The following is a 24,863-nucleotide window of genomic DNA, read 5'->3' on the forward strand; positions in this document are numbered from 1 at the left end:
GAGGGGTAGTCAGGACGTTTCAGGAAGCCCATTCACCGCGAGTCGCAGCATTAAGTGCCAAATTGATGTTTTTTTCGACGTAAACAGCCAATCGCGGCAGCGCACATTCCGTCATTACGTCAGAGATGTCTTGCGCATGGCGGTGAGCGCAGGCCTGCACCGTAGACCGGGCCGCAGCCAGGCAGGTCGAGCACGGCTTCGTCGAACGCGCATCCGTACCGGGGCAGTGACGCTCTTCGTGGATCGAGACTGCCAGCTGAAAGGTCACAAGTTCGAGAGTTTCCACGAACGAGTGGATGAGGTCGTGCGGCCAGTGGCCGCGACGGTCCACCGTGGCAAATTCAGATTCGCGGCAAGCCACGCATCCTGCTTCGCTTCCGGGAGCCGGGCTGCGCCACTCCGACACCATGCGGTACCAACGGTGAAGCGAGCAGTCGATCAGATCGTTTACGGCGTGACGATTCACGAGCCTTCTGCCCCCTTGGTAGTCCTACAGACTGATCGTGTCACTGGGTGCCCACTTCTGACAGTCGTCATTATCAATGACACCCGTTTGGGGGACAGACTGAAAGTTCCGGTAGATTTGTGTGGGGTAACTGCAATTCCTTGCCAACCACTTTCTTACCCTGATCCGAACGGGGCACCTTTGACAACGCAGGATCAACCGCCACGCACCTACCGAGTGGCACACGTGGACGACCACGAAACAGTACAACTCGGCTTCGCGTCTCTTCTCGGTCACTGCCCCGACATCACGCTCCTTGCCTCCGCGTCGAGCGTGGTCGAGCTCGAGTCGGTTATTGATCTCCTCGACCTTGTCGTGCTCGACGTGCGCCTCTCTGACGGCAGCTCCGTCGAACAGAACGTGGCGTGGCTGCGCGAGCGTGGTCTCAACGTCCTGGTCTTCACAGCAGCAGACAACGCCTCTGAAGTGCGGGCGGCATCCCGGGCTGGCGTGCTTGGCATTGTGCGCAAGTCTGAATCGCGAGACATCATTGTGGATGCTGTGCGTGAAGCCGCGCTCGGCAACCCCGTCGTGACGACCGACTGGGCCGCCGCACTCGACTCCGATCCGGAACTGCCGGCTGCCGGCCTGAGCCCGAAAGAGCAAGAAGTGCTCGCCCACTATGCGTCGGGAGATAAGTCGGTAGCGGTCGCGCACCGTGCCGGGCTTTCCACCAGCACCGTGGCAGAGTACGTGCGCCGCATCCGTCATAAGTACGCGATGGCTGGGCGCCCCGCCCACACCAAAGTAGACCTCTATAAGCGCGCGGTCGAAGACGGCATCCTGCCTCCACCGAGCTCATGAGAGTCCGCCGCAGCGTGAGTACTTTCACCCGCCTGTCGCCCACGGCAGACGGTGCAGAACTCGGGGTCGTGCGCAGCATGACCACCGTGCTGGCGGCGGCAACCCTCTTCTTCTTGGCGCTCACCATCAGTTCATTCTTCGATCAAGCGGAGTATGCCTACCCGTATTGGCAACTCGTGGCCGGCATCGCAGTCTTCGGAACGCCGATGGTGATGGTGGCAGTGGCCCCGTGGAGCTCGCTGCACCAGCTTCGCATTCTCCACGGAGCATATGCCGTGATCTTCACCGTGGCAGTGCTCAGCTGGGTTCCCGCTTTCATCAACGCTCCCATGCCCGCCGAGATGGCCCCGTGGACCGTCGGCCTCACCGCCCTCGGCACCGTCCCCGCCGCTATTGCCTGGCGCCCTGCCGCAGCGTGGGCGTTTTTGCTCGGCAACTCATTTGCGATAACCCCCATCCGCATTCTTGCTGACGGCGGCGCTGACGTCTCTCTCGCTATCCAATATGCGTTCTTCACCATCACGGTGTGCGCCGCTTTCACCGCGGTAGCCACCGTCGCTATGACGGCAGGACGGGAAGTGGATGTCGCCACAGCCGCCGCCCGCACCTCAACCATGCGAGCAGCAGCCCTCACCGCCCGCGGCGAAGAACAGGCGCACCTTGATGCCCTCGTTCACGACGAAGTAATCGCCACCATCTTTGCGGCGGCGGGTGCCGGCCGCAGTGATTCCACCTCCACCCGGGATCAGGCTGCCCGCACCATCGCTCGACTGAGTGAGCTCAAGCACGCCACGGCGAGCGTTCCCGAACTCATCCATGTCGACTACCTGATTCAAGGGCTGACATCGTCGATCAGCGAGATCACGGATGCCGCCGCTCTCGTCGTCGAGGGCACCCGTCGAGCGCCGCTCCCGTCGTCGATCGCGAGTGCGCTCATCGAAGCCACCGTCGAAGCCTTGCGCAATAGCGTGGTTCATGCGGCAGCGGCCGTCGAGCCCGTCAATCGGGGCGTGCTCTTGCGCCTCGACTCTGACCGCGTCGAAATCACGGTAACCGACGATGGCCGCGGCTTTGAGCCGCACAGGGTTCCCGCCAACCGCCTCGGCATCGTGGTGAGCATCCTCGGCCGCGTGAAGGCGCTGCCCGGTGCGTACGCGACCGTGCAGTCCGAACCAGGCGAAGGTACCTGCGTAACGGTGGGGTGGATCGAATGAGGCAAGACGCTACTCAATCCCGACGTCTTGAGCTGCCGCAGATTACGGGCCGCGGCGCCCACGCCTTGATCTGGATTTACTTCGTCACGATGTCAGCACTCGCGTTGCTCTCACTGGACGACGTGCGCTCCCCTGTGCCCGTCTATATAACCATCGCGCTCTTCGCCACCATCTGGCTCGTTCTCACCCGAGACACTCAACCGCGGGTAGGGGTCGGCGTGAGCGTGTACGTCATCGTCGCCAGCGTTGCCGCCTCTGCCATCTCCTCCGACAACGCCATCACGGGCGGCTTCTCGCAGTGGTACGTCGGCGCCGGAGCCATCGCGATGTTCTACCTCAGTTTGCGCCGTCGTGACCTTCTCGCCTGGATCGGATTCGCCGCGATCGGCGCTACCGTCATCCTGTGGGGCTTCACGACCGACGACCGGCTCCTCGAAGCAATTGTGCTCGTTGCCCGCCAAGCACCCTTTGTGCTGGTCGGCTCTCTGTTCTCGCTCGGCATGCGCCGCACCAGCCAACGCTTGGACGGCATCCATGGGGCTGAGACGGCCCGCGCCGCCGCGGAAGCTGCGGCACTCGCTCGCACAGCAGAACGTTCCCGCCGGCTTGTTGCCCTCGACTCTGCCGTGGGGCCCCAGCTGCAACGCATAGCGGATGGAGTTGAGTTGACAACGGCGGAACGCGACGAACTCCTCATCGCTGAGGCTCGCTTGCGAGATAGCCTGCGCGCACGTCAACTCGACCTGCCCGAGATTGTGGCCGCAGTGCAACGCACTCGTCGGCGCGGAATTTCAGTGGTCTTGCTCGATGACCGCTACCCGCATCCTCTCCCCCCTGGAACACTGCCCCTCATCACGGAGGCGGCGGTGCGAATCCTGGACTCCGCCAGCACCGGAGCGGTGACGATTCGTTTGCTTCCCGCTGGCCGGCCGCTGCTGGCCACGCTCGTGGCGGATGACGACGAGTACTCCCGCATCGAGATTCCGTCGCTCTAGCGGCGAACTTCAGTCGCACGACAAAGGGCCCCCGTCGCAATGACGAGGGCCCTTCGTGGTATCACCCGGAGGTGATGCCGAGACTACTTAGTTGTAGGTTCCCGGCGTGGAATCATTCGAGCTGAAGCTGTCGAAGTCGACGAAGCTCAAGTCGCTCTCGGTGAGGCTTGCATCATCAGCGAAGATGCGGTTGGGGTAACGTTCAGCTTTCGCCTCTTCCGTTGCCTCGACCGATACATCGCGGTAGCGCGGCAATCCCGTACCAGCCGGGATGAGCTTACCGATGATGACGTTCTCCTTGAGTCCCATGAGCGGGTCGGACTTGCCTTCCATAGCCGCCTGCGTAAGAACGCGGGTGGTCTCCTGGAACGACGCAGCCGACAGCCACGACTCGGTTGCCAGCGAAGCCTTGGTGATACCCAAGATCTCCTGACGCGCGGATGCCGTTGCCTTGCCCTCGGTGAGAACACCGCGGTTGAGCTCGTTGTACTTCGAACGATCGACCAGCTCACCCGGGAGGAGTCCAGTGTCACCGTGGTCAACAACAGTCACCTTGCGGAGCATCTGACGAACGATGACCTCAATGTGCTTATCGTGAATCGGTACACCCTGCGAGCGGTAAACGCCCTGGACACCATCGACGAGGTGCTGCTGAACGGCACGGACACCGCGAACACGAAGAACTTCCTTCGGGTCAACGTTTCCGACGTGCAGCTGCTTGCCGAGTTCTACGTGCTCGCCATCCTCGATGAGGAGGGTTGCGCGACGCAGGATCGGGTAAGCGATGGGCTCGTCACCATTGTCTGGCGTGAGGATCAGCTTGCGACTGCGGTCGGTGTCTTCGATCGTGACGCGACCAGCGGCTTCTGCGATGGGGCTTGCACCCTTAGGGGTACGAGCTTCGAAGAGTTCCGTAACGCGGGGAAGACCCTGCGTAATGTCATCTGCCGAAGCAACACCACCGGTGTGGAAGGTACGCATGGTCAGCTGAGTACCGGGCTCACCGATCGACTGTGCGGCGATAATTCCGACAGCCTCACCGATGTCAACGAGGAGTCCCGTTGCGAGCGAGCGGCCGTAGCAGACTGCACACACACCAACAGCGGACTCACACGTGAGCACCGAACGAACCTTGATGCTGTGAACACCAGCAGCAACGAGCTTCTCGAGCAGAACGTCTCCGACGTCTGCACCAGCAGCAGCGACTACATCGCCCTTGTCGTTGGTGGCCTCCGCAGCAAGGCTGCGAGCGTAGACCGAGTTCTCAACGTTGTCGTCGAGGATCCACTTGCCATCAGCGTTCTGCGCTGCGATAGGCATGTCGAGTCCCTTGCGGGTGCCACAGTCGTTTTCACGAATGATGACATCCTGCGACACGTCGACGAGTCGACGCGTGAGGTATCCCGAGTCTGCAGTACGCAGTGCGGTGTCAGCCAGTCCCTTACGAGCACCGTGAGTCGAGATGAAGTACTCGGCTACAGTCAGGCCCTCCTTGTAGGAGTGGACGATCGGGCGAGGGATGATCTCACCCTTCGGGTTCGATACCAGACCACGCATACCGGCGATCTGACGAACCTGCATCCAGTTACCACGAGCACCAGACGACACCATGCGGTTGATGTTGTTGTCGGTGCGGAAGTTGGACTGCATGGCAGTCGCTACTTCTGCGGTTGCCTTGTTCCAGATCTCGATGAGCTCCTGACGACGCTCGGCGTCGGTCGTGAGTCCCTTCTCGTACTGGCCCTGAACCTTGGCTGCGATCTTCTCGTAGCGGCCAATGATCTCCGGCTTGTTCGGCGGGGTCACGATGTCAGACAGCGCAACGGTTACACCGGAGCGAGTAGCCCAGTGGAATCCAGCATCCTTGATCGCGTCAAGAGCTGATGCAACATCCACCTTCACGTACCGCTCAGCGAGGTCGTTGACGATAGCCGAAATCTGGCCCTTGTCAGCGAGTGCCTCAATGTACGGGTAGTCCTTCGGAAGCGCCTCGTTGAAGAGGGCACGACCGAGGGTCGTCTCCATGAGCTTGGACTGACCCTGAACGAAGCCCTCAGGGGCATCTTCTTCAGAGAGGTACACGTTGTCGAGACGCAGACGCACCTTGGCGTTGAGGTCAAGCGAGTGCTGATCGAACGCGAAGATCGCTTCAGCAACCGACGAGAACGCACGGCCTTCGCCAGCAACGTCTTCCTTGAGCGTGGTCAGGTGGTGCAGACCAATGATCATGTCCTGGGTGGGCAGAGTCACTGGGCGACCGTCAGACGGCTTGAGGATGTTGTTGCTTGCGAGCATCAGGATGCGAGCTTCAGCTTGTGCTTCAACCGACAACGGAAGGTGAACAGCCATCTGGTCACCGTCGAAGTCAGCGTTGAACGCAGCACAGACGAGGGGGTGAAGCTGAATAGCCTTACCCTCAACGAGCTGAGGTTCGAATGCCTGGATGCCCAAACGGTGCAGTGTTGGTGCACGGTTCAGCAGCACGGGGCGCTCACGAATGATCTCTTCGAGTACGTCCCAAACCTGCGGACGTGCACGCTCAACCATGCGCTTGGCGCTCTTGATGTTCTGAGCGTGGCTCAGGTCGATCAGGCGCTTGATAACGAACGGCTTGAACAGCTCGAGAGCCATCTGCTTCGGGAGACCACACTGGTGCAGTTTGAGCTGCGGTCCAACGATGATCACCGAACGACCGGAGTAGTCAACGCGCTTTCCGAGCAGGTTCTGGCGGAAACGACCCTGCTTACCCTTGAGCATGTCGCTCAGGGACTTGAGGGCACGGTTGCCAGTACCGGTGACGGGGCGACCACGACGACCGTTGTCGAACAGTGCGTCAACGGCTTCCTGAAGCATGCGCTTCTCGTTGTTGACGATGATCTCGGGAGCACCGAGGTCAAGGAGTCGACGCAGACGGTTGTTGCGGTTGATCACACGACGGTAGAGGTCGTTGAGGTCGGAGGTCGCAAAGCGGCCACCATCCAACTGAACCATCGGGCGCAGCTCCGGAGGAATAACCGGAACAACGTCGAGCACCATCGCGGCCGGCGAGTTGCCGGTCTGAAGGAACGAGTTGACTACACGCAGGCGCTTGATGGCGCGGATCTTCTTCTGACCCTTACCGTTCGCGATCTGGTCGTGCAGTTCAACGCTCTCGAGAGCAAGGTCGAAGGCCTGAAGGCGCTTCTTGATTGCCTCGGCACCCATGAATGCTTCGAAGTAGCTACCGAAACGGTCCTGCAGTTCCTGGAAGACAGAGTCTTCAGGCTTCAGGTCACCGATCTTGAGGGTGCGGAAGTCTTCCCACACGCGCTCAAGCTGAGCAATCTGCTCATCGATCGACTTGCGCAGCTGAGACATTTCTTTCTCAGCAGCATCCTTGACACGACGCTTCTGGTCGGCCTTCGCACCCTCTTCTTCAAGAGCGGCGAGGTCTTCCTCGAACTTGGTCAAGCGGTCAGCGATGCGGGAATCGCGCTGTCCCTCAAGCGTCTTGATTTCGAGACGGATCTCGTTCTCAAGCGCAGGCAGGTCAGCGTGACGGCCTTCTTCGTCAACCGAAATGATCATGTATGCAGCGAAGTAGATGACCTTTTCGAGGTCCTTCGGTGCCATGTCAAGCAGGTAACCGAGACGGCTCGGAACACCCTTGAAGTACCAGATGTGGGTAACCGGAGCAGCAAGCTCGATGTGGCCCATGCGCTCACGGCGCACAGCCGACTTGGTTACTTCAACACCACAGCGCTCACAAACGATGCCCTTAAAGCGGACACGCTTGTACTTGCCACAGGAGCACTCCCAGTCGCGCGAAGGTCCGAAGATCTGTTCGCCGAACAGACCATCTTTCTCCGGCTTGAGTGTGCGGTAGTTAATGGTCTCTGGCTTTTTTACTTCACCGTGCGACCAGCGACGAATGTCGTCGGCGGTAGCGAGACCGATTTTGATTTCATCAAACGCGTGAACGTCGAGCAATTTATCTTCTCTCTTCGAAAGTTCTGCAGTCGTGGTCGGTCGAGTTAAATCTCGTCAACAGACGAGGACTCGAACCGCGCGGAAATGTTGATGCCCAACTCTTCAGCGGCACGGAACGCTTCATCGTCCGTGTCGCGCAGGTTGACCGTTGAACCGTCGGCCGAAAGAACTTCGACGTTGAGGCACAGCGACTGCATTTCCTTGATAAGAACCTTGAAGCTCTCGGGGATACCGGGCTCCTGAATGTTCTCGCCCTTAACGATGGCTTCGTATACCTTGACGCGACCGAGGATGTCATCCGACTTGATCGTCAGAAGCTCCTGCAGAGCGTATGCGGCACCATAGGCCTCGAGTGCCCACACTTCCATCTCACCGAAGCGCTGTCCACCGAACTGAGCCTTACCACCGAGTGGCTGCTGAGTAATCATGGAGTACGGACCGGTTGAACGAGCGTGGATCTTGTCGTCAACGAGGTGGTGCAGCTTGAGGATGTACATGTAACCGACTGAAACGGGAGCCGGGAACGGCTCACCCGAACGACCATCGAACAGCGGGGTCTTACCCGTGTGGTCGATGAGACGAACGCCGTCACGAGTAGGAGTCGTGGAGTCAAGAAGACCCGCGATTTCCTCTTCGTACGCACCGTCGAATACAGGGGTAGCAACCTTGGTTCCTGGTGCAGCGCTGAACGCTTCCTCAGGAAGGTTCTTCGCCCACTCCGGCTTGCCTTCAACTTCCCAACCCTGCTTCGCAACCCAACCGAGGTGAGTTTCGAGTACCTGACCGAAGTTCATTCGACCGGGGATACCGAGCGGGTTCAGGATGATGTCGACCGGGGTTCCATCGGCCAAGAACGGCATGTCTTCGACAGGCAGAATCTTGGAGATAACACCCTTGTTGCCGTGACGACCAGCGAGCTTGTCACCTTCGGTGATCTTGCGCTTCTGGGCGATGTACACAACAACACGCTGGTTGACACCCGAGCCGAGCTCGTCATCGTTGTCTGCGGAGAATTCCTTGACAGCAATGATTGTGCCCTGCTCACCGTGGGGAACCTTCAGCGAGGTGTCGCGAACTTCGCGGCTCTTCTCGTTGAAGATGGCACGGAGCAAGCGCTCTTCAGCCGAAAGCTCAGTCTCACCCTTAGGCGTGACCTTGCCGACGAGGATGTCGCCTGGACGAACCTCAGCACCGATACGGATGATTCCACGCTCGTCGAGGTCAGCCAAAAGTTCTGGGCTGACGTTCGGCAGATCGCGCGTGATCTCTTCCTTACCGAGCTTGGTGTCGCGAGCATCCACTTCGTATTCTTCGATGTGGATCGACGACAGTACGTCATCCTTGACCAGGTTCTGGCTCAGGATGATCGCGTCCTCGAAGTTGTGACCCTCCCACGGCATGAATGCCACGAGGAGGTTCTTTCCGAGGGCGAGCTCGCCGTTCTCGGTTGCAGGACCATCAGCGATGACCTGACCAACTTCGACGCGCTCTCCAGCGCTAACGATGACACGGTGGTTGTAGCTCGTGCCCTGGTTAGAGCGGTCGAACTTGCGCAGGAAGTACTCCTGCGTTCCGCCCTCATCGAGCTGAACAACAACGACGTCTGCTGAAACCTCAGAGACAACACCAGCCTTGAGCGTGGTGACAACGTCACCAGAGTCAATTGCGGCGAAGGCTTCCATACCGGTTCCGACAAGCGGGCTCTCGCTGCGCAGCAGCGGGACAGCCTGACGCTGCATGTTGGCACCCATGAGTGCGCGGTTTGCATCGTCGTGCTCGAGGAAGGGGATGATCGAGGTCGCTACCGACACCATCTGGCGCGGCGAGACATCCATGTAGGCAATGTCTTCAACGGGAACGAGGTCAACCTCGCCACCCTTCTTACGTGCAAGCACGCGAGGCTCAGCGAACTTCATGTCCTTCGTGAGCGGTGCGTTTGCCTGCGCGACGATGTAGTCGTCTTCGTCGCTTGCAGTCAGGTAGTCGATGGTCGTCGAAACAACGCCGTCAATGAGGCGACGGTACGGGGTCTCGATGAAACCGAAGGCGTTAATACGTGCGAACGATGCGAGCGAACCAATCAGACCAATGTTGGGGCCTTCAGGAGTCTCAATCGGGCACATACGGCCGTAGTGAGAGGGGTGAACGTCTCGAACTTCAACACCAGCGCGCTCACGGCTCAAACCACCTGGGCCCAGCGCCGAAAGGCGACGCTTGTGGGTCAGTCCCGCGAGCGGGTTGTTCTGGTCCATGAACTGCGAGAGCTGCGACGTTCCGAAGAACTCCTTGATCGCGGCGACGACGGGGCGCACGTTGATCAGGGTCTGCGGGGTGATCGCTTCGATGTCCTGTGTGGTCATGCGCTCACGAACTACACGCTCCATACGGCTGAGGCCGGTACGAACCTGGTTCTGGATGAGCTCACCAACAGCACGGATACGACGGTTGCCGAAGTGGTCGATGTCGTCAATGTCGAGACGAACGGCAACCTTCTTGCCATCGCGGACGCCCTTAACACTGGCTACACCGCTGTCGCTTACCGAAACGTTGGGTGCCGAAGTGTCGTGAAGCGAAACCATGTACTTGATGGTCGCGATGATGTCTTCAACGGTGAGCACCGACTCTTTAATGTCAGTGTCGAGACCGAGCTTGCGATTGATCTTGTAACGACCAACCTTCGCGAGGTCATAGCGCTTGGAGTTGAAGTAGAAGTTGTCAAGAAGCGCACGTGCGGCTTCAGCAGCAACCTGCTCGCCGGGGCGAAGCTTGCGGTAGATGTCCTTGAGGGCCTCTTCCTTGGTAAGGATGTTGTCCTTCTCCAAGGTGGCTTCGATCGACGGGAAGCCCTTGAACTCCTCGAGGATCTCTTCGCTGGACAGGCCGAGGGCCTTCAGGAAGACCGTGACCGACTGCTTGCGCTTGCGGTCGATGCGAACGCCGACCTGGTCGCGCTTGTCGATCTCGAACTCAAGCCAAGCACCACGGCTCGGGATGATGCGAGCCGAGTAGATGTCCTTATCGGACAGCTTCTCTGGCTGGCGGTCGAAGTACACACCAGGCGAACGGACGAGCTGCGAAACAACTACGCGCTCGGTTCCGTTGATGATGAAGGTACCGCGAGCGGTCATGAGGGGGAAGTCGCCCATGAAAACGGTCTGAGTCTTGATTTCACCGGTGAGGTGATTCATGAACTCAGCGTTTACGTAGAGAGGCGCAGCGAAAGTCTTGCCGCGCTCCTTGCACTCGTCAATCGAGTACTTGGGTTCTTCAAGCTCAGGATCAGTGAACGACAGTTGCATCGTCTCGCCGAGGTCTTCAATCGGTGAAATCTCTTCAAAGATCTCATCGAGACCACTACGAGTCGGCAGATCGGTACGACCGGCGGCAACACCGTCAGTTACACGGTTCTTCCAGATGTCGTTTCCGACGAGCCAATCAAAGCTCTCGGTCTGCAAGGCGAGCAGATCGGGAACCGTGAGCGTGTCAGTGATTTTTGCGAAAGAAAGCCGCGAAGCTGAGCGGCCGTTTTTCGGGGACTTATTGGTGGACGCATCGCGCGCAGCAGCCAAGGAACAACCTCCGTGAACCCCGTCGGGTTCGTCTGTCAAGATAATTGACGGTCGGTAATGAAATGCTCACCAGAAACACCCCGCCGCTATACTCGGGGCACCCAGCTGTCCGCAATATGACCGCTTAATTTGTCTGGGAGCGCAAGGATCTACTATAAGCCTCGATGCCGCGCCGTGTCCACTCGATTCTTGACCTAAATCGCAAATTCGACTAGGGGTTTGCTGTGAGTCCCGCCGCACGCTTCTTCGCGGCCATCGCCCCGAAGGCTTCCCAGATGAGCCGATGAGCGTTATTGACGGTGATGTCCGCGTGGTCATAGGCCGGCGCGACCTCCATGACATCGAAACCAACGACATCCGTTTCGAGCACAATCTGGCGGATGATGCGCAGCAAATCAATGGGCGCGAAGCCACCGGGCTCGGGCGTTCCTGTTGCCGGCGCGAAGCCGGGATCGAGCACATCGATGTCAATCGAGATATAGACCTTGGATGCTCGAGCCTTCGCCGCCGCAATAATCTCAGGAATCATCTCCTTGACGCCGCGCTCCCAAAACTCTTGCATCATGAAGTGCTTGAGGCCGTTGTCGCGCATCCACTTCTGATCTTCTTCACCTGGCCAGTAGCCGCGCAGCCCGACCTGCAAGAAGTTGGGACCGGGGATGGCGCCCGATTCAATGAGACGACGCATCGGGGTTCCGTGGCTGGCGAGGTTGCCCTCGAGGATGTTCGCTGTATCGGCGTGCGCATCGAAATGAATCATGACCACATTGCCAAAACCATGATGCTCGGCAACCGCCGTGGCTGCCGGCCACGTGATGGAGTGATCTCCGCCAATGATGAACGGGATGATGCCACGACTGGCAACTTCAGAGACGCGATCGAAAATGGCCGCCCTCGATAGCTCCCACATTCCGTGACTCGTGATGGCATCCCCGTAGTCAACAACGTTGAGGTGGTCGAAGATCTCGACGCCAAGATCGAGGTGATAGGTGCCGGGGTCGTAGGCGCTGGCGCGCAGAGCACGAGGCCCGAAGCGGGCACCGGGGCGGTTCGTGGTGCTGTCATCCCAGGGTGCGCCAACCACAGCGACATCGGGCTGCCACGAATCCAACTGCTCTGGCTCACTCAACATGGGCCGCATGCCAAAGGTGGCCGGCCCCACATAAGACTGCGCGTTCAATTGCGCTTGCAGGTGGGGAGGAAGTTCGCGGTTCACATCAGCCATGGTTCACCGTACCGCGCACCACCCTCAGCGCTCTCGATCGTGGCTGCATGTCGAACCGGAGTGTGGCAAAGTCAATGCCATGGCCGAGCACCCCAGCACCACCCTGAAACTAAGCGGCCACTATGCAGAAATTGCACCAGACAAGTGGATAGACGGCGCGTACACCCTCACCGTTGATGGCACCCCGCAATCCCACGTCAACATGGATGACCCGAGCGAACTGTTCTTCGAATATGTGCAGCGCATGGGACACGTCATCGATCAGCTCTCCGAACCGGGTGCCCCGATCACCGCCGTCCACCTCGGCGGCGGAGCCCTCACCCTTCCCCGCTATGTCGAGGCCACGCGCCCAGGCTCACGCCAACAGGTCGTGGAGCTGGAATCGGATCTCGTGGACTTTGTTCGCAAGGAACTCCCGTGGTCGAAGCGGGCATCCATCCGCGTTCGTCACGGCGATGCGCGTGAAGTGCTCGGGAAGTTTCCGGCCGGGATGCGCGGCGCTGTTGATCTTCTTGTCGTCGACGTCTTCAGCGGAGCCCGCACGCCAGCGCACGTCACGAGCATCGAGTTCTATACCGAAGCAATGACGCTGCTCGCGCCCGACGGCATCGTCGTCGTCAATGTTGCCGATGGCCCAGGGCTCGCTTTTGCTCGCAGCCAGGCCGCCACGCTCAAGCACACGGTCGGTCACGTCGCGGCGCTGGCCGAGACCCAAATCCTCAAAGGACGCCGCTTCGGCAATATTGTGCTCGTGGGGTCGCCATCCGCACTCCCCCTGCATTGGATGCCGCGCCTGCTTGCGAGCGGCCCGCACCCCTCGAAAGTGATCGCCGGGGTCGAACTTTTGGACTTTATTGGCAGCTCCCCGGTGGTCACAGACGCCACTGCGGTGAAATCTCCCCCTCCCGCGAAAAGTATTTTTCAGGTCAAACCGGGTAGAGGATAGACAGATCTGTCCCCTTGTACCCCGATTGTTTCGATACTTTCGGGGTACAACGCTTGTACCCTTTCCGCGGGTTTTGACGAACATCCGTGCAAAATCGGGGTATTTCGTCCCCCAAACAGGATCGTCTAGTCCCCCATGGTGCGGACAAGGGTTGCCCCCCATTACTGGGGCCTGTCCTCCATAGTGCGGACATGTAGGTTCGTCTTAGGAAGTTGAGCGTGAGCCCAAAAAACTCGCGTTTGCTCAGTCCGAGATGCAGGAACCCGAAACCAGCACACAGCTTCTGATAACCCGAACTACCCGAACCACACTCGTCCCGGCCTGCTTTGCTGCGCCGCGAAAGGAAATCATGAACAAGCTCGTCAAAGGCTCAATCGCAGGTGCAGCAGGAATCGCTCTTCTCCTCGGCGGTGCAGGAACCCTCGCTACGTGGAACTCGTCAGTAACCGTCGCTTCGCCCGGCAGCATCGCCGCCGGCACGCTCGACATCGCAGCCGGTAGCGGCTCGACCGACGGCTGGAAGCTCGGCACCGCATCGACCGTAGCGTCGCCCGCCAGCTTCAAGATCGTTCCCGGTGACACTGTCACCTACACCAAGACCTTCAACGTGACCGCGACCGGCGACAACCTCGCCGCTACCGCCGCGCTGGGTTCGACCGCGATCACCGCTGCAAGCTCATCTGCTGCAGACACCGCGCTTGCAGCAGCACTCACCAAGTCCGCCGTCTTCACGGTCAACGGAGCATCCACCTCAAGCGTCGTTGCAGCCACTGGCACGCAGCCCGTCGTGGTCACCGTCACCATCACGTACCCGAAGAGCGCCACTGCCGGAACCGAGAACCCCTCGAAGCTCGGCGCGGTATCGCTCAGCGGCTTCACCATCACGCTCACGCAAAACTAGTTTTACCCTGCGGGGTGTGCGGCCTGGGGGGACGCACACCCGGCAATCCTCTTCACATTTCATAGCAAGTTTCTCTCATCGAAAGGCGGTGCACCATGAACTCTTCAACAGTTCGCGGCTCGCACCGCCTTGACATGGTTAACGGTCGCCACCAGCGCCGTGCTGCATCGCCCCTCGCCATCTTCGGCGGAGGAACGCTTGGCGTTGTGAAAGCAATCGCCGTGCTCGCCATCGCCGTGTCACTAGGCCTGGTCGGCACCGGCGGAACCTACGCCTACCTCAACTCGTCAGTCACCGCGACGCCCGGTTCGACCATCAGCGCCGGAACAGCAGCGCTCACCGTCGGCAACCAAACGCTGAACTGGTCGGCGCTCGCGCCCGGCAAGTCAGTAACCGGCACCTTCACCATCACCAACACGGGTGACGTGCCCCTCGTACTTTCCGCCGCTATTGCTTCCACAGCAACGGGTTCCTCAACGACGAACCCGTTCACGATCTCTGTCGCCAACAGCGCGTGCCCCACCTCAGGAACTCCTACGGGAACGCTGAGCAGCACGCTCGCCGCCGGCGCCTCCACGAGTGCCTGCCTCGTCGTCACCCTTCCCGCTAACGCTCCCGCAAGCGCCCAGTCGACTAACGTTGCCATCACCGCAACGATTTCGGGGGTTCAGCCGTGATCCGCACCGTAGAGCGCACGACCGCTCAGGGCTACCGCGGCATGAAACGGTCCACTCGCGTCTCGATGATCGCCGGCGTTGCCGTATTCCTCACACTCGTTTCTGGGGTGAGCTTCGCCGCCTGGACTGCGTCATCCACCAAGACCGCCACCGCCGCCACCGGCGCGGTTGCATTGACGACGGCGACCACCAGTGGCGCCTCCACAATCAGCGCGCTCGGCCCGTACACCTACACGGCCACCAACCAGACCGTGACGAAGCCCATCACCGTGCGCAACACCGGCACCGTTGATGCCTCAGTTTCCAGCGTCACGATTTCTCGTAACGGCACTCTTGCGGGCAACCAAGTCGCCGTGAAATTCTGGGTGGGCACAAGCTCCGCTTGCGCCGCTACGACCCCCGTGGTCTCGTCGACACTTGCCGGTGGCACCGTCTCGCTGAGCACGCTCAACATCACCCTCGCGTCTACGGGCAGTGCGATGCTGTGCGCTTCCACGACCTTCACCGGCAACATGACGTCGCAGGCAGGCAAGACCACAACCGCCACGTTCGCGATCAACTCCAGCGCCGGCACCAACTGGAACACCACTGACGCGATGAGCGCGGCGAACCGGTCGTTCACTCAGGACATCTTCCAGAGCACCGTACCGAACGCACCGACGGCGACTCAGTGCGCAAACCAAAGTGCTTACGACGAAATTCGGATTTCGTGGACCGCCCCGAGCGGTTTCAGCACCCCGAATGGCGGCTACAACGTTTACTACAACGGCACCTTCGTCGCGAACACGAGCAGCACCTCGATAGGCCTAAGCGGAAACGGTGCCAACGGGAATCTGACAGTGCGCGCCGTTGCCTCGGACGGCACCGAATCTGCGGACTCCGCCAACATCCCCGTTGAGCCACGTTTCGGCCCGTGGGGTCTCGCATGCGGCTAGGACTTCGCCGGGCATCCGGCCTCGCAGCAATAGTGGCGCTGAGTGTCGTTCTCGGGGCAACCCCCGCGAGCGCCGCGACCGGCGTTGGAGTGGTTGAAGTCAGCGATGATGGCGTCTCGTTCGCCCGCACCTACCCTGGTGTGATCTTCGACAGCATCGCACTCTTGAGCCCCGGTGACAGCCAAAGTGACATCGTGTACGTGCGAAACACCGGCACCGCCGCGGGATTCCTCCGCGTCACGATGCAGGATGTGTCCTACTCGGATGCCACCTTTGCGAACGCGCTCAGCGTGACAACAAGTACTCCCAGCAATGCGGGCTCAGCCCACGCCATCAGCGGAGCCTCGCCCTGCCTCGTGACGAACGAGGGCGTGACCATTGCCGCCGGACAGACCGTGCCCGTGACCGCAACTCTCGCCCTCGGCAACTTGACTGGCTCGCAAGGTCAAGGAGCGACGGCATCCGTATCGCTGCGGTTCACCCTCTCGGATACGACGCCGGGAACCCTGCCAGCAACGCAGTGCGAAAACTCAGGCTCGACAGTTCCGGTGGTTCCCGCCGTGCCCGGGCCAACGAACGGAACCGGTACAACAGCGACGGGAGCCGGAAGCTCATCAACGCTGCCTATCCCCACTCCGAGCCCCAGCCCTGCGATAGCCGACACCGCGGACGGCACGGCGTCAGGCCTCACCCCCACTTTTCCCACCTCATTTAACCTTGACCCCAACTCGTGGCGGCTCTACCAGGAGTACCTTGTACTGATCCTGTTCTTGGCCGCGCTGATCGGCGCCGGCATTTCGTGGCTCGTCGGTCGTCGCTCACGGAAGGAGACTGACGATGTCTAAGATTTCGACGCGTGCAGACGCTCGCAACAACGTCACAGACGATGAAAAATCGCACGGAGTTCTCTACTACCTCGGCATGGGTATTAGCGGAGGACTATTCGCCTTGGTGTTGCTCGTCGGCGCCCTCGTCATCATCATCCCCAACCTCGCAGGCGCGCAGCCCCTCACCGTGCTGACAAGCTCGATGGAACCGAGCCTTCCCCCGGGAACGCTCATAGTCGTCAAGCCCATCGACACCAACGAGATCATTGTCGGGGACGTGATCACCTACCAAATCGAGTCGGGCAAAGCCGGTGTGATCACGCACCGCGTCACCGCAATCACCAACTCGAGCGATGGCAGCCGCACCTTCACGTTGCAGGGCGATAACAACGACGTCGCCGACGAACTGCAAGTACTGCCCGTTCAGGTGCAGGGCAAGCTTTGGTATAGCGTCCCGTGGATTGGTTACGTCAGCAATTTCGTGAACGGCAACGCCAAGACCTGGCTTGTTCCCGTCATCGCTATTGCACTCTTCGTCTATGCCGGCTTCATGATCACCAGCGGCATCATCTCGAGCGCCCGCAAGCGCAAGCGTCGCCGGGCGCGAGCTCAGCGCGAAGCTGATCGGGCGGCATCCATCGAAGCAGCAACTGACGCGGATGCGGTCGAGCCGGTCGATAACCGCGTGCGGTTGGGCTAGAACTTTTCGATTAGCCTCAACAGGTGGCTGAACTTTCCCGAGTGCGCGTGTGGGCTGATGCGCTCATCCGATTGCACTTGGATGACAGCTGGCAGTTCACCTTCGACAACGCCAAGACGCGCGCGGGGCTCTGCAACTTCACGCACAAACGCATCTCCGTGTCCCGGTATCTGGCTGCGCGGTACGAGGATGACGAGATCCACCAAATCCTGCTGCATGAGATAGCGCACGCGATGGCTGGCCCCGGTGCCGGCCATGGAGCGCAGTGGAAAGCCGTCGCCAAAGAGCTCGGCTATGAGGGCAAGCGCCTCCATGGCGGCGCGATCGCCGATGAGTTTGCCCCGTGGGTAGGCACGTGCCCCGCCGGCCACCAACACTTTCGCTATCGGAAACCGACCAGGCCTCTAGCGTGTGGACTGTGTTCGCGTCGTTTCAGCACAGCCAACCGCATCGAGTGGGTGCACCGGGTTGTGTCACGACCGCGAGGGTAGCCGCGAGCGCACCCGGTCACGGGGTGTCTCGTAACCGGCGATAATGGTTAGGTGCATCATCCCGAAACCGCGTCCCCTATTGGCATGCCCGCAGCCAGCCCCACGCCCACGCCTACGCCTACGCCTACGAGCGAGAACGCTGGCGGCGCGACCGGGCAATGGTTTACGTCGCGCACGTCACGTCAGTGGTGGTTCGATTCTGGCGCCCGCGCGCTCGACTTCGCCTACACCGGCGCGATGGGCAACAATCCCGCGTGGGAGCGCCTGCACACCCCAGCCGACCTCGCGACGTGGCTTGAGGGCCGCTTCGAAGCCTGCGATGGCACCGTCACCGATCGTGACCTCACCGATGCGAAGGGCCTACGCGAAGCGATTGCGTCGATCGCCACCACGCTGAGCGTGAACGGTGCGCCTGACTCGAAGCAGATCGACATCATCAACCTGTTCGCGGCGACACCGGATGTTCCCCCGCGGCTAGCGGGAGGAAACCTGCAGGCAGGCCGCACGCGCGTTCGCACCGGCCAGGCCCTTGCGACGATGGCACGTGAAGCCGTCTTCTTGTTTGGCGACGAGCAGCACGAGCGGATTCGGGAGTGCGCTGCCGATGACTGCGCTCTCGTCTTCTACGACGAGTCACGCTCCAATAACCGCCGGTGGTGCTCGATGCAGCGCTGCGGTAACCGCGCAAAAGTGCGCAGTCACCGTGCCCGCACTGCGGCACGCTAACTGCGCACTAGAGAAAGTCGTCGATTAGTCGACGAACTGAACCTCTTTCCAGAAGGTGACGTAGTTGGAGAAGTCCTTGCCGACGCGCTCTGCTGCACCCGGGAGGATGTTCGGGTAGCTGAACGCACGGTCCTGGTACTGCTGGCCGTTGGCGCTGACAACGAAGTACTGGCAGTCACCCTTCCACGGGCAGTGGTACGGGGTGGGGCTCTTTTCGAGCAGTTCGTGGTTCACGCTGGCCGGCGGGAAGTACCAGTTGCCCTCAATCTTGAGGAGATCTTCCTTGGGTGCTTCTGCGATGACGGTGTCGCCGATTACTGCCTTCATACTGTCCTCCATTAAGTCGGTGTTGGTCAGAACAACGCTCGAGGAGCAAGCGTCATTCCCGAACGATGGCAAACCTGGCTGCACCGTTGCTGACAATGGCCTCATCGAGGGCGCCGCGTCCGGCATCCAGAATCAGTTGCTGGCCTGCCGTGCTCGCCGATAAAAGGTGGTTGTGAGCAGACTTGAGCCCGGTAAATGCTGCGACAGCGGATGCCGCTTCCGGAGAAATGTAGTCAATGCCGGCATCGGCGAGAGCATCTACGATCGCACCCGCCGCCAGGAGGTCGTCGACGGTGAACCCGCCGTCCGCGTTTCCGGCAGCGATAACGGCGACGGTGAAGCGGTCACCTTTAAGTTCCTGTTGCGCGATGACCCATTCGGCGACGGCCGTGGCTGCCCCGGTGCCGGCGCTGAGAATCGAGAATGTTCCGGGCAACTCGGGGGCGGGCGTGGAACCGTCGGCGAGAGCATCCGCCCACACAACAACGTCGGCACCGGCGCTCAGCTCATGCGCTTGGGCGCGACCGAAGCCAAAGCGAACCTGGTACTGGGGTTGGGTGCGGGGATCGTTCACTTCTTGAGGCTAAACGCGGCGGTCGTCTCGGTCACATTGGGTTACAGAATGTGACATCAGACGCCGACGAGCGGATGCTGACTGCTGGCTGCTGGCTCGCACAACGGCGAGATCACGCAGCTATTCACCAGCGTTCGGAGCCCCGCCCGGCACGACCGCGACCTTGCCTCTGCCATGACTGGAGGCGATCTGCTCGATCGCGTCAACGACTCCGTCGAGCCCGACCACGCGTTCGATTGCGGGAACGAGCTCGCCAGAAGCGAGCAACTCGGCGAGGTAGGTGAGGTCGTCGGGCGTGGGTGCAGCAGTGAACTGGCGGAACGAGACATCCGACCCCTTGAAGGCCCGGCCCATGCGCATGAGGTGGAAGACGGGGCCAACCCACCGGTTAGTCATGGGGCCGCTGACGCCCACGAAACGGGCACCGGGAGCGAGGATGGTGCGCATCTCGACTGCGGTTCGATTGCCCATGAGGTCGAACACGACGTCGTACTGGCCGCCGACCGCGATGTAGTCCTCGGTTTCGTAGTCGACGATTCGAGTCGCACCGAGAGCTAGCGATTGCTCGGCGTTGCGGCCGCTGCAGACCGCCGTGATCTCCGTTGCGCCGAGAATGCGGGCGAGCTGAACGGCAAAGGTGCCCACCCCACCCGCGGCACCATTGATGAGCACGCGATCGCCGGGCTGCACTGCGCCTTCGCGTCGCAATCCTTGCAGCGCAGTGAGGCCAGCGACCGGCGTTGCCCCGGCCGCCACGAAGTCGACGCCCTCGGGCAGAGTCACACAGTTTTTAGCGCTCACGGCGGCGTACTCGGCGAAGGCTCCGCCGGCTGCCTCGCCAAAGACAGCGTCTCCGATCGCGAAGCCGGTGACGTCGTCACCGACCGCAACGACGCGGCCAGCGACATCCGCTCCCGGACTGAGACGCTTCGGTTTGCGCAACCCCATCACGAGCCTCACAAAGAGCGGGGTGCCACTCAGCAGGCGCCAATCGAGTGCGTTGGCGGAGGAGCCCAAGACCCGCACAAGCAGCTTTCCCGGCGCGACACTGGGAGTCGGAATGGTCTCGATCGCGAGCACATCTGTATCGCCATAGCGCCGAGCAGTCACCGCCGTCATTGTCTCGGGAATAGGCACTGCGGTGCTCGAGTTCGAGCTCGCGTGCGGAGGAATAGACATCAAGGCTCCTGCCGAATCGGTGCGCACAGCTTACTGCTCACGCTCGCCTGCGTGCTCTTTTACGTTCCACTCTGGATTCCTGATTCACACAGGAGGACACTATGACTATGCGCGTTCTACTGAAGCTCGTACTCGATTGTGACCCCGACGACGCGTGGCGTGCCATCCGCAGCCCGCACGTTTTTCAGGAAGTTTCGGCTCCGCTGACGACCTTCAACTCGTTAGAGGTCGGGGGATTTCCTGAATTGTGGGAGGCGGGCGAGCATCCGGTCAACATGTCGGCCTTAGGGCTCTTCACTGTTGGCCAGCAAGTGATCGACATATCGTTCATCGAGACACCCGATGGGGTTCGCCTCGTGCGCGATAGTGGTCGTGGGCTCAGCGGCCCTCTCGCTCTCGTCACCGAGTGGGAACACACGATGGCCGTCAGCCCCGCTCCCGGCGGAAAAACTCTGTACCGCGATCAACTGATCTTCAGCGCCGGCATTGTCACTCCCCTTCTGTGGCCGCTCTATTGGGCCTTCTGGCAGTGGCGGGGTGCAGCGCTTCAGCGCTTGGCACCAACGTGGAGTTGGGGCACAACAAGAAGAAGTAATCTCAACCTTTAGGTTGACCGTTGTGGCTTCAGCCGTCGGCGTGAGCCGAATCGTGGGCGCGAAAGGAACACGCGGTGCCTCGACTGCGGCGGAGCAATACAACAGGGCGCGGCTATTCGCGTGTGCGATCAGGGCGAGGGTTTAGCTACCGCGACCCTGATGGCGCAACGGTAACCGAGGCCGATCTCAAGGAACGTTTCGCCTCCCTCGGCATCCCGCCAGCCTGGACCGACGTGTGGATTTGCCCGTACGAGAACGGCCACGTTCTCGCCACCGGCTTCGACGAAGCGGGCCGCCGCCAGTACATCTATCACCCCGCCTGGCGTGAGCGTCAAGATCGCGTGAAGTTCGATCGCGCCCTCGAACTGGCGGCGGTCTTGCCCGGCGCCCGCGGTGTCGTCACTCGCACTCTGCGCTCGAGCGACGATCCCCGTCAACGCACTCTTGCTGCCGCCTTTCGGATGCTCGACACCGGCTCATTGCGGGTTGGCAGCGAACGCTACGCCGAAGAGCACGGCAGCCACGGCCTCTCCACTCTGCTGTGCGACCACGTCACCGTCGTCGGCGACCGCGTGCAGCTCTGCTTTCCCGCCAAGAGCGGTCAGCAGTGGGAAAGCGAAATTGTGGATGCCGACCTCGCCGAATTCATTCGGCGTCGGCTTCGCAGCGCTCCCGATGCGTCGGTTCTCTCCTGGCGGGAAGGCCGCGAGCGCCGGTCTCTGACCGCCGCAGACATCAATGACTACGTTCGCGAGCGCACCGGTGGTGACTTCACGGCCAAGGACTTTCGTACACTGCGCGGCACGATTGCGGCGGCATCGAGTTTGGCAGTGAGCACGGCTGCCGCTGAGGTCGCGGTGCCGAAACTGAGCCAGCGGGCGCGATCGCGCGCAATCCGTGAGGCGATGGAAGCCGCTGCCGACGTGCTCGGCAATACCCCCGCCATCGCGAAGAAGAGTTACGTTGACCCGCGCATTGTTGATCTGTTCTCGGCTGGCGAGACAATCGATCCGCAGCGGTTGGCATCCGCGGAGAGTGAAGTGCGGGCACTGCTGACGCGCACTAAGTAGCGGCCGACATCAAGCTCGCTGTCGGCTGCGAGGGTTAGCCTGAATCTATGACCGCTCTTGAAGTAGCCGACTGGCGCCGCCGCAACTTTGCTCTCTACGCCGCTATCCGTGAGAACCCGGATGCCGCGAGCGCCCACGCCGACTGGCGTGCGGGACGAGATGAGATGTTTGCCACGCATCCAGCTTCGCCGCTATTGCCGGAGGACCTGCGCGGCTTTAAGGGGCTGCCGTTTGAGTCGTACAATCCCGACTGGCGTTTCGAGGCATCCATTGTTCCGGGTGACGGTCGCCACATGAACGTGGAAACGGGAACGGATGGCGTGGTGCCGTTCGACCTGCTGGGCACGGTCGAGATTGATTCGGTTGGCTCGCTCGATGTGTGGCGCTTGGCGTCCTATGGCGGCGGAATCTTCATCCCGGTGAAGGATGCTCTCTCTCGCGTGAAGGGCGGCACCTACGGTGGTGGCCGCTACCTTCTCGACACAGTCAAGGGCGCCGATCTCGGACCGGGGAGCACGCCCGAGTCGCTCGTGCTCGACTTCAACTTTGCGTACAACCCGTCGTGCGCCTATGACCCGGCGTGGGCGTGCCCGCTCGCGCAGGCCGGCAACATTCTGGCTGGGCAAGTGCCGGTAGGCGAGCGCTACTAGGGGCATAACTGCTACGCTGGGGTTACTTGCGAAACAATTGTGTTTCCCTGCGTCGTAGAACGCTTCCCTCTTCTCGCCCACGTCAATCAGAAACGTGCGGCTCGTAGAAAACTTTCTCCGGCGAACTGGAGTAATCCGCGCCGAACGAAAGTTCGAGATCTGACCTGTGTGCCGCACCCGTGCGAAACGCCTGATTGGGTCGGTGTAGATCAGCACTGCCACGTTCAATTCGAACTGTGCCCGTGTGCCTCCGGTGTAACGCCCATCTGTTACTTATGCCTGAAAGGCACCATTACTTTGACTGAACAAACTTTTAGCTCGCTCGGCGTACCCGCCCCGCTGGTTGCAGCCCTTGCAGCTGACGGCAAGACCACGCCGTTCCCCATCCAGCTCGACACCCTGCCTGACACCCTCAACGGTCGCGACGTTCTCGGCCGCGGAAAGACGGGCTCGGGCAAGACCCTCGCCTTCTCCCTTCCAATGGTTGCTCGCCTCGGCGGCAAGCTTTCCGGTGGCAAACGTCGCCCGGGTCGCCCGCTGGGTCTCGTGCTCGCACCGACCCGTGAGCTCGCCACGCAGATCTCTGCTGTGATCGAACCTCTTGCTGCCGCGTATGGCCTGAACACCACCACGATCTTCGGTGGCGTTAGCCAGAACCGTCAGGTCGCTGCCCTCAAGGCCGGCGTCGACATCGTCGTTGCTTGCCCCGGTCGCCTCGAAGACCTCATGAAGCAGGGCTTCGTGAACCTCGACGCCGTCGAGATCACTGTGCTTGACGAGGCCGACCACATGGCCGACCTTGGCTTCTTGCCCGTCGTGACCCGCATCCTCGACAAGACCCCCAGCGATGGACAGCGGATGCTGTTCAGCGCCACCCTCGACAACGGTGTAGACAAGCTGGTTCGCCGCTTCCTTCACAACGAGGTACTGCACTCGGTTGACGAAGCAAACTCACACGTCTCCGCCATGACCCACCACGTCTTCGAGACTGAGAGCGTCGAATCCAAGCGCGTTCTCATCGAGAAGCTCGCTTCGGGCACCGGCCGCCGCATCCTCTTCATGCGCACCAAGCACCACGCCAAGAAGCTGGCACGCCAGTTGACGGATGCCGGAATCCCCGCCGTTGACCTGCACGGAAACCTCTCGCAGGTTGCCCGTGACCGTAACCTCGCCGCGTTCTCCGCTGGCGACGTGAAGGTGCTTGTTGCTACTGACGTTGCAGCCCGCGGCGTGCACGTCGACAACATTGAGCTGGTCATCCACGTTGACCCGCCCGCCGAGCACAAGGCATACCTGCACCGCAGTGGCCGTACCGCTCGTGCTGGTGAAGAGGGCGACGTTGTGACGATCGTTCTTCCTACCCAGCGCAAAGACACCGCAGCGCTGTTGCGTAAGGCCGCCATCACGGTGACCCCGCAGCACGTGAACGCCAAGTCAGAAGCCGTAGTGGCCCTGACCGGCGAAGTAGCCGAATACGTCAAGCCTGCGCCTCGCGCAGCAGCTCCCGCCCGTGGCCAGTCGCAGGGTGGACGTTCGCAGGGCGCAAACGCCCAGCGCAAGCGTTCACGTCGTGACGGCGAAGCCGGCTTCTACGAAGGCGAACGCGACGGTGCCCGTGAGGGTGGCCGTGGCGGAGCCGGTGGTCGTGGCGGCAACGGGGGCAACTCTCGTGGTGGCCGTAACGGTGCCGCTCGCGATGGCCAGGCCCGTGATGGCGCTCGCGATGGCGCTCGTGGCGGCCAGCAGCGTAACGATCGTCAAGGCTCCGGCCGTGGCGCCGTCGTTGCCGGTTCAGGCTCAAGCGAACAGCGTTCGACTCAGCAGCCGCGCCAGCAGCAGGCTGAAGCTCCCACGCGTCCGCGTGGCGGCAAGGGCCGCGCTCAGGCCGGAAGCGGCCCCGTTCGCGTTGGCCAGGTAGTGCGACCCAACCGTCGTGCTTCGAGCAGCGGGCGCTAAGGCTGAGGCCCAGCGCAACACAGTTTT

The 24,863-nt window shown here is 61.2% G+C and carries 22 protein-coding genes; 15 read left to right on the plus strand and 7 right to left on the minus strand.

Annotation, left to right across the window (positions count from 1 at the left end; genetic code table 11):
* Window positions 1–19: 19 nt before the first annotated feature.
* Window positions 20–466 carry a hypothetical protein gene (locus tag ACWFSR_RS12135; RefSeq protein ID WP_197109472.1) on the minus strand — a complete coding sequence of 149 codons (447 nt, stop codon included), beginning with the start codon at window positions 464–466 and terminating at the stop codon, window positions 20–22.
* A 225-nt stretch (window positions 467–691) separates the two neighbouring features.
* Here ACWFSR_RS12135 and ACWFSR_RS12140 point away from each other — a divergent pair, with 225 nt between their 5' ends.
* Genes ACWFSR_RS12140 through ACWFSR_RS12150 form a run of 3 tightly spaced genes read left to right on the plus strand, consistent with a single transcriptional unit; the run spans window position 692 to window position 3,518 of the window.
* On the plus strand, window positions 692–1,309 hold the full coding sequence (locus ACWFSR_RS12140) for a LuxR C-terminal-related transcriptional regulator (RefSeq protein ID WP_307783793.1): 618 nt from the start codon (window positions 692–694) through the stop codon (window positions 1,307–1,309).
* 14 nt (window positions 1,310–1,323) lie between these two features.
* A complete protein-coding gene (locus ACWFSR_RS12145; RefSeq protein ID WP_447522461.1) occupies window positions 1,324–2,523 on the plus strand; it encodes a sensor histidine kinase in 1,200 nt (399 codons plus the stop codon).
* Entirely contained in the window at window positions 2,520–3,518 is a 999-nt protein-coding gene (locus tag ACWFSR_RS12150; protein ID WP_447522462.1) for a hypothetical protein, read from the plus strand. Before ACWFSR_RS12145 ends, ACWFSR_RS12150 begins: the two co-directional genes overlap by 4 nt.
* An 87-nt stretch (window positions 3,519–3,605) precedes the next feature.
* Here the strand turns inward: ACWFSR_RS12150 and ACWFSR_RS12155 are convergent, their stop codons facing one another.
* From ACWFSR_RS12155 to speB, 3 genes are all read right to left on the minus strand, one after another.
* On the minus strand, window positions 3,606–7,487 hold the full coding sequence (locus tag ACWFSR_RS12155; RefSeq protein WP_197106486.1) for a DNA-directed RNA polymerase subunit beta': 3,882 nt from the start codon (window positions 7,485–7,487) through the stop codon (window positions 3,606–3,608).
* Window positions 7,488–7,531: 44 nt separating this feature from the next.
* Window positions 7,532–11,056: a DNA-directed RNA polymerase subunit beta gene (gene rpoB, locus ACWFSR_RS12160; protein ID WP_197106487.1), complete on the minus strand. Its 3,525-nt coding sequence runs from the start codon at window positions 11,054–11,056 to the stop codon at window positions 7,532–7,534.
* 211 nt (window positions 11,057–11,267) lie between these two features.
* Window positions 11,268–12,281: an agmatinase gene (gene speB, locus ACWFSR_RS12165; protein WP_197109469.1), complete on the minus strand. Its 1,014-nt coding sequence runs from the start codon at window positions 12,279–12,281 to the stop codon at window positions 11,268–11,270.
* Window positions 12,282–12,360: 79 nt separating this feature from the next.
* Between speB and ACWFSR_RS12170 the strand changes: the two genes are divergently transcribed.
* From ACWFSR_RS12170 to ACWFSR_RS12205, 8 genes are all read left to right on the plus strand, one after another.
* Window positions 12,361–13,227 carry a spermidine synthase gene (locus ACWFSR_RS12170; RefSeq protein WP_197155555.1) on the plus strand — a complete coding sequence of 289 codons (867 nt, stop codon included), beginning with the start codon at window positions 12,361–12,363 and terminating at the stop codon, window positions 13,225–13,227.
* A gap of 349 nt (window positions 13,228–13,576) precedes the next feature.
* A complete protein-coding gene (locus ACWFSR_RS12175; RefSeq protein ID WP_447522463.1) occupies window positions 13,577–14,128 on the plus strand; it encodes an alternate-type signal peptide domain-containing protein in 552 nt (183 codons plus the stop codon).
* Window positions 14,129–14,223: 95 nt separating this feature from the next.
* Window positions 14,224–14,805 (plus strand): TasA family protein, encoded by a 582-nt coding sequence (locus ACWFSR_RS12180; protein WP_447522464.1) that lies wholly within the window; start codon window positions 14,224–14,226, stop codon window positions 14,803–14,805.
* A complete protein-coding gene (locus ACWFSR_RS12185; RefSeq protein ID WP_447522465.1) occupies window positions 14,802–15,740 on the plus strand; it encodes a hypothetical protein in 939 nt (312 codons plus the stop codon). Before ACWFSR_RS12180 ends, ACWFSR_RS12185 begins: the two co-directional genes overlap by 4 nt.
* On the plus strand, window positions 15,731–16,585 hold the full coding sequence (locus ACWFSR_RS12190; RefSeq protein ID WP_447522466.1) for a hypothetical protein: 855 nt from the start codon (window positions 15,731–15,733) through the stop codon (window positions 16,583–16,585). The genes ACWFSR_RS12185 and ACWFSR_RS12190 overlap by 10 nt, the downstream gene beginning before the upstream one ends.
* Window positions 16,578–17,267 carry a signal peptidase I gene (locus ACWFSR_RS12195; protein WP_197106494.1) on the plus strand — a complete coding sequence of 230 codons (690 nt, stop codon included), beginning with the start codon at window positions 16,578–16,580 and terminating at the stop codon, window positions 17,265–17,267. Before ACWFSR_RS12190 ends, ACWFSR_RS12195 begins: the two co-directional genes overlap by 8 nt.
* Before the next feature lie 23 nt (window positions 17,268–17,290).
* A complete protein-coding gene (locus ACWFSR_RS12200; protein ID WP_197109464.1) occupies window positions 17,291–17,758 on the plus strand; it encodes a SprT-like domain-containing protein in 468 nt (155 codons plus the stop codon).
* 51 nt (window positions 17,759–17,809) lie between these two features.
* A complete protein-coding gene (locus ACWFSR_RS12205; RefSeq protein ID WP_447522467.1) occupies window positions 17,810–18,484 on the plus strand; it encodes a CGNR zinc finger domain-containing protein in 675 nt (224 codons plus the stop codon).
* Between the two features lie 24 nt (window positions 18,485–18,508).
* Here ACWFSR_RS12205 and ACWFSR_RS12210 read toward each other — a convergent pair whose 3' ends face one another.
* The 3 genes from ACWFSR_RS12210 to ACWFSR_RS12220 form a co-directional block, all read right to left on the minus strand.
* Window positions 18,509–18,811, minus strand: a complete 303-nt coding sequence (locus tag ACWFSR_RS12210) for a DUF427 domain-containing protein (protein ID WP_010203891.1) — start codon at window positions 18,809–18,811, stop codon at window positions 18,509–18,511.
* Window positions 18,812–18,863: 52 nt separating this feature from the next.
* A complete protein-coding gene (locus tag ACWFSR_RS12215; protein WP_447522468.1) occupies window positions 18,864–19,385 on the minus strand; it encodes a 2-phosphosulfolactate phosphatase in 522 nt (173 codons plus the stop codon).
* Window positions 19,386–19,505: 120 nt separating this feature from the next.
* Window positions 19,506–20,564: an NAD(P)-dependent alcohol dehydrogenase gene (locus tag ACWFSR_RS12220; RefSeq protein ID WP_447522469.1), complete on the minus strand. Its 1,059-nt coding sequence runs from the start codon at window positions 20,562–20,564 to the stop codon at window positions 19,506–19,508.
* A 101-nt stretch (window positions 20,565–20,665) separates the two neighbouring features.
* On the opposite strand from ACWFSR_RS12220, the gene ACWFSR_RS12225 reads away from it, so the two are divergent.
* From ACWFSR_RS12225 to ACWFSR_RS12240, 4 genes are all read left to right on the plus strand, one after another.
* Window positions 20,666–21,172 carry a hypothetical protein gene (locus ACWFSR_RS12225; protein WP_231599644.1) on the plus strand — a complete coding sequence of 169 codons (507 nt, stop codon included), beginning with the start codon at window positions 20,666–20,668 and terminating at the stop codon, window positions 21,170–21,172.
* Window positions 21,173–21,234: 62 nt separating this feature from the next.
* On the plus strand, window positions 21,235–22,230 hold the full coding sequence (locus tag ACWFSR_RS12230; protein ID WP_447522470.1) for a DNA topoisomerase IB: 996 nt from the start codon (window positions 21,235–21,237) through the stop codon (window positions 22,228–22,230).
* Window positions 22,231–22,277: 47 nt separating this feature from the next.
* Window positions 22,278–22,880, plus strand: coding sequence for a DUF1684 domain-containing protein (locus ACWFSR_RS12235; RefSeq protein ID WP_447522471.1), 603 nt, complete (start codon window positions 22,278–22,280; stop codon window positions 22,878–22,880).
* Between the two features lie 297 nt (window positions 22,881–23,177).
* Entirely contained in the window at window positions 23,178–24,836 is a 1,659-nt protein-coding gene (locus tag ACWFSR_RS12240; protein ID WP_447522472.1) for a DEAD/DEAH box helicase, read from the plus strand.
* Window positions 24,837–24,863: the final 27 nt, after the last annotated feature.

It is taken from the genome of Salinibacterium sp. NYA9b (assembly GCF_976973725.1).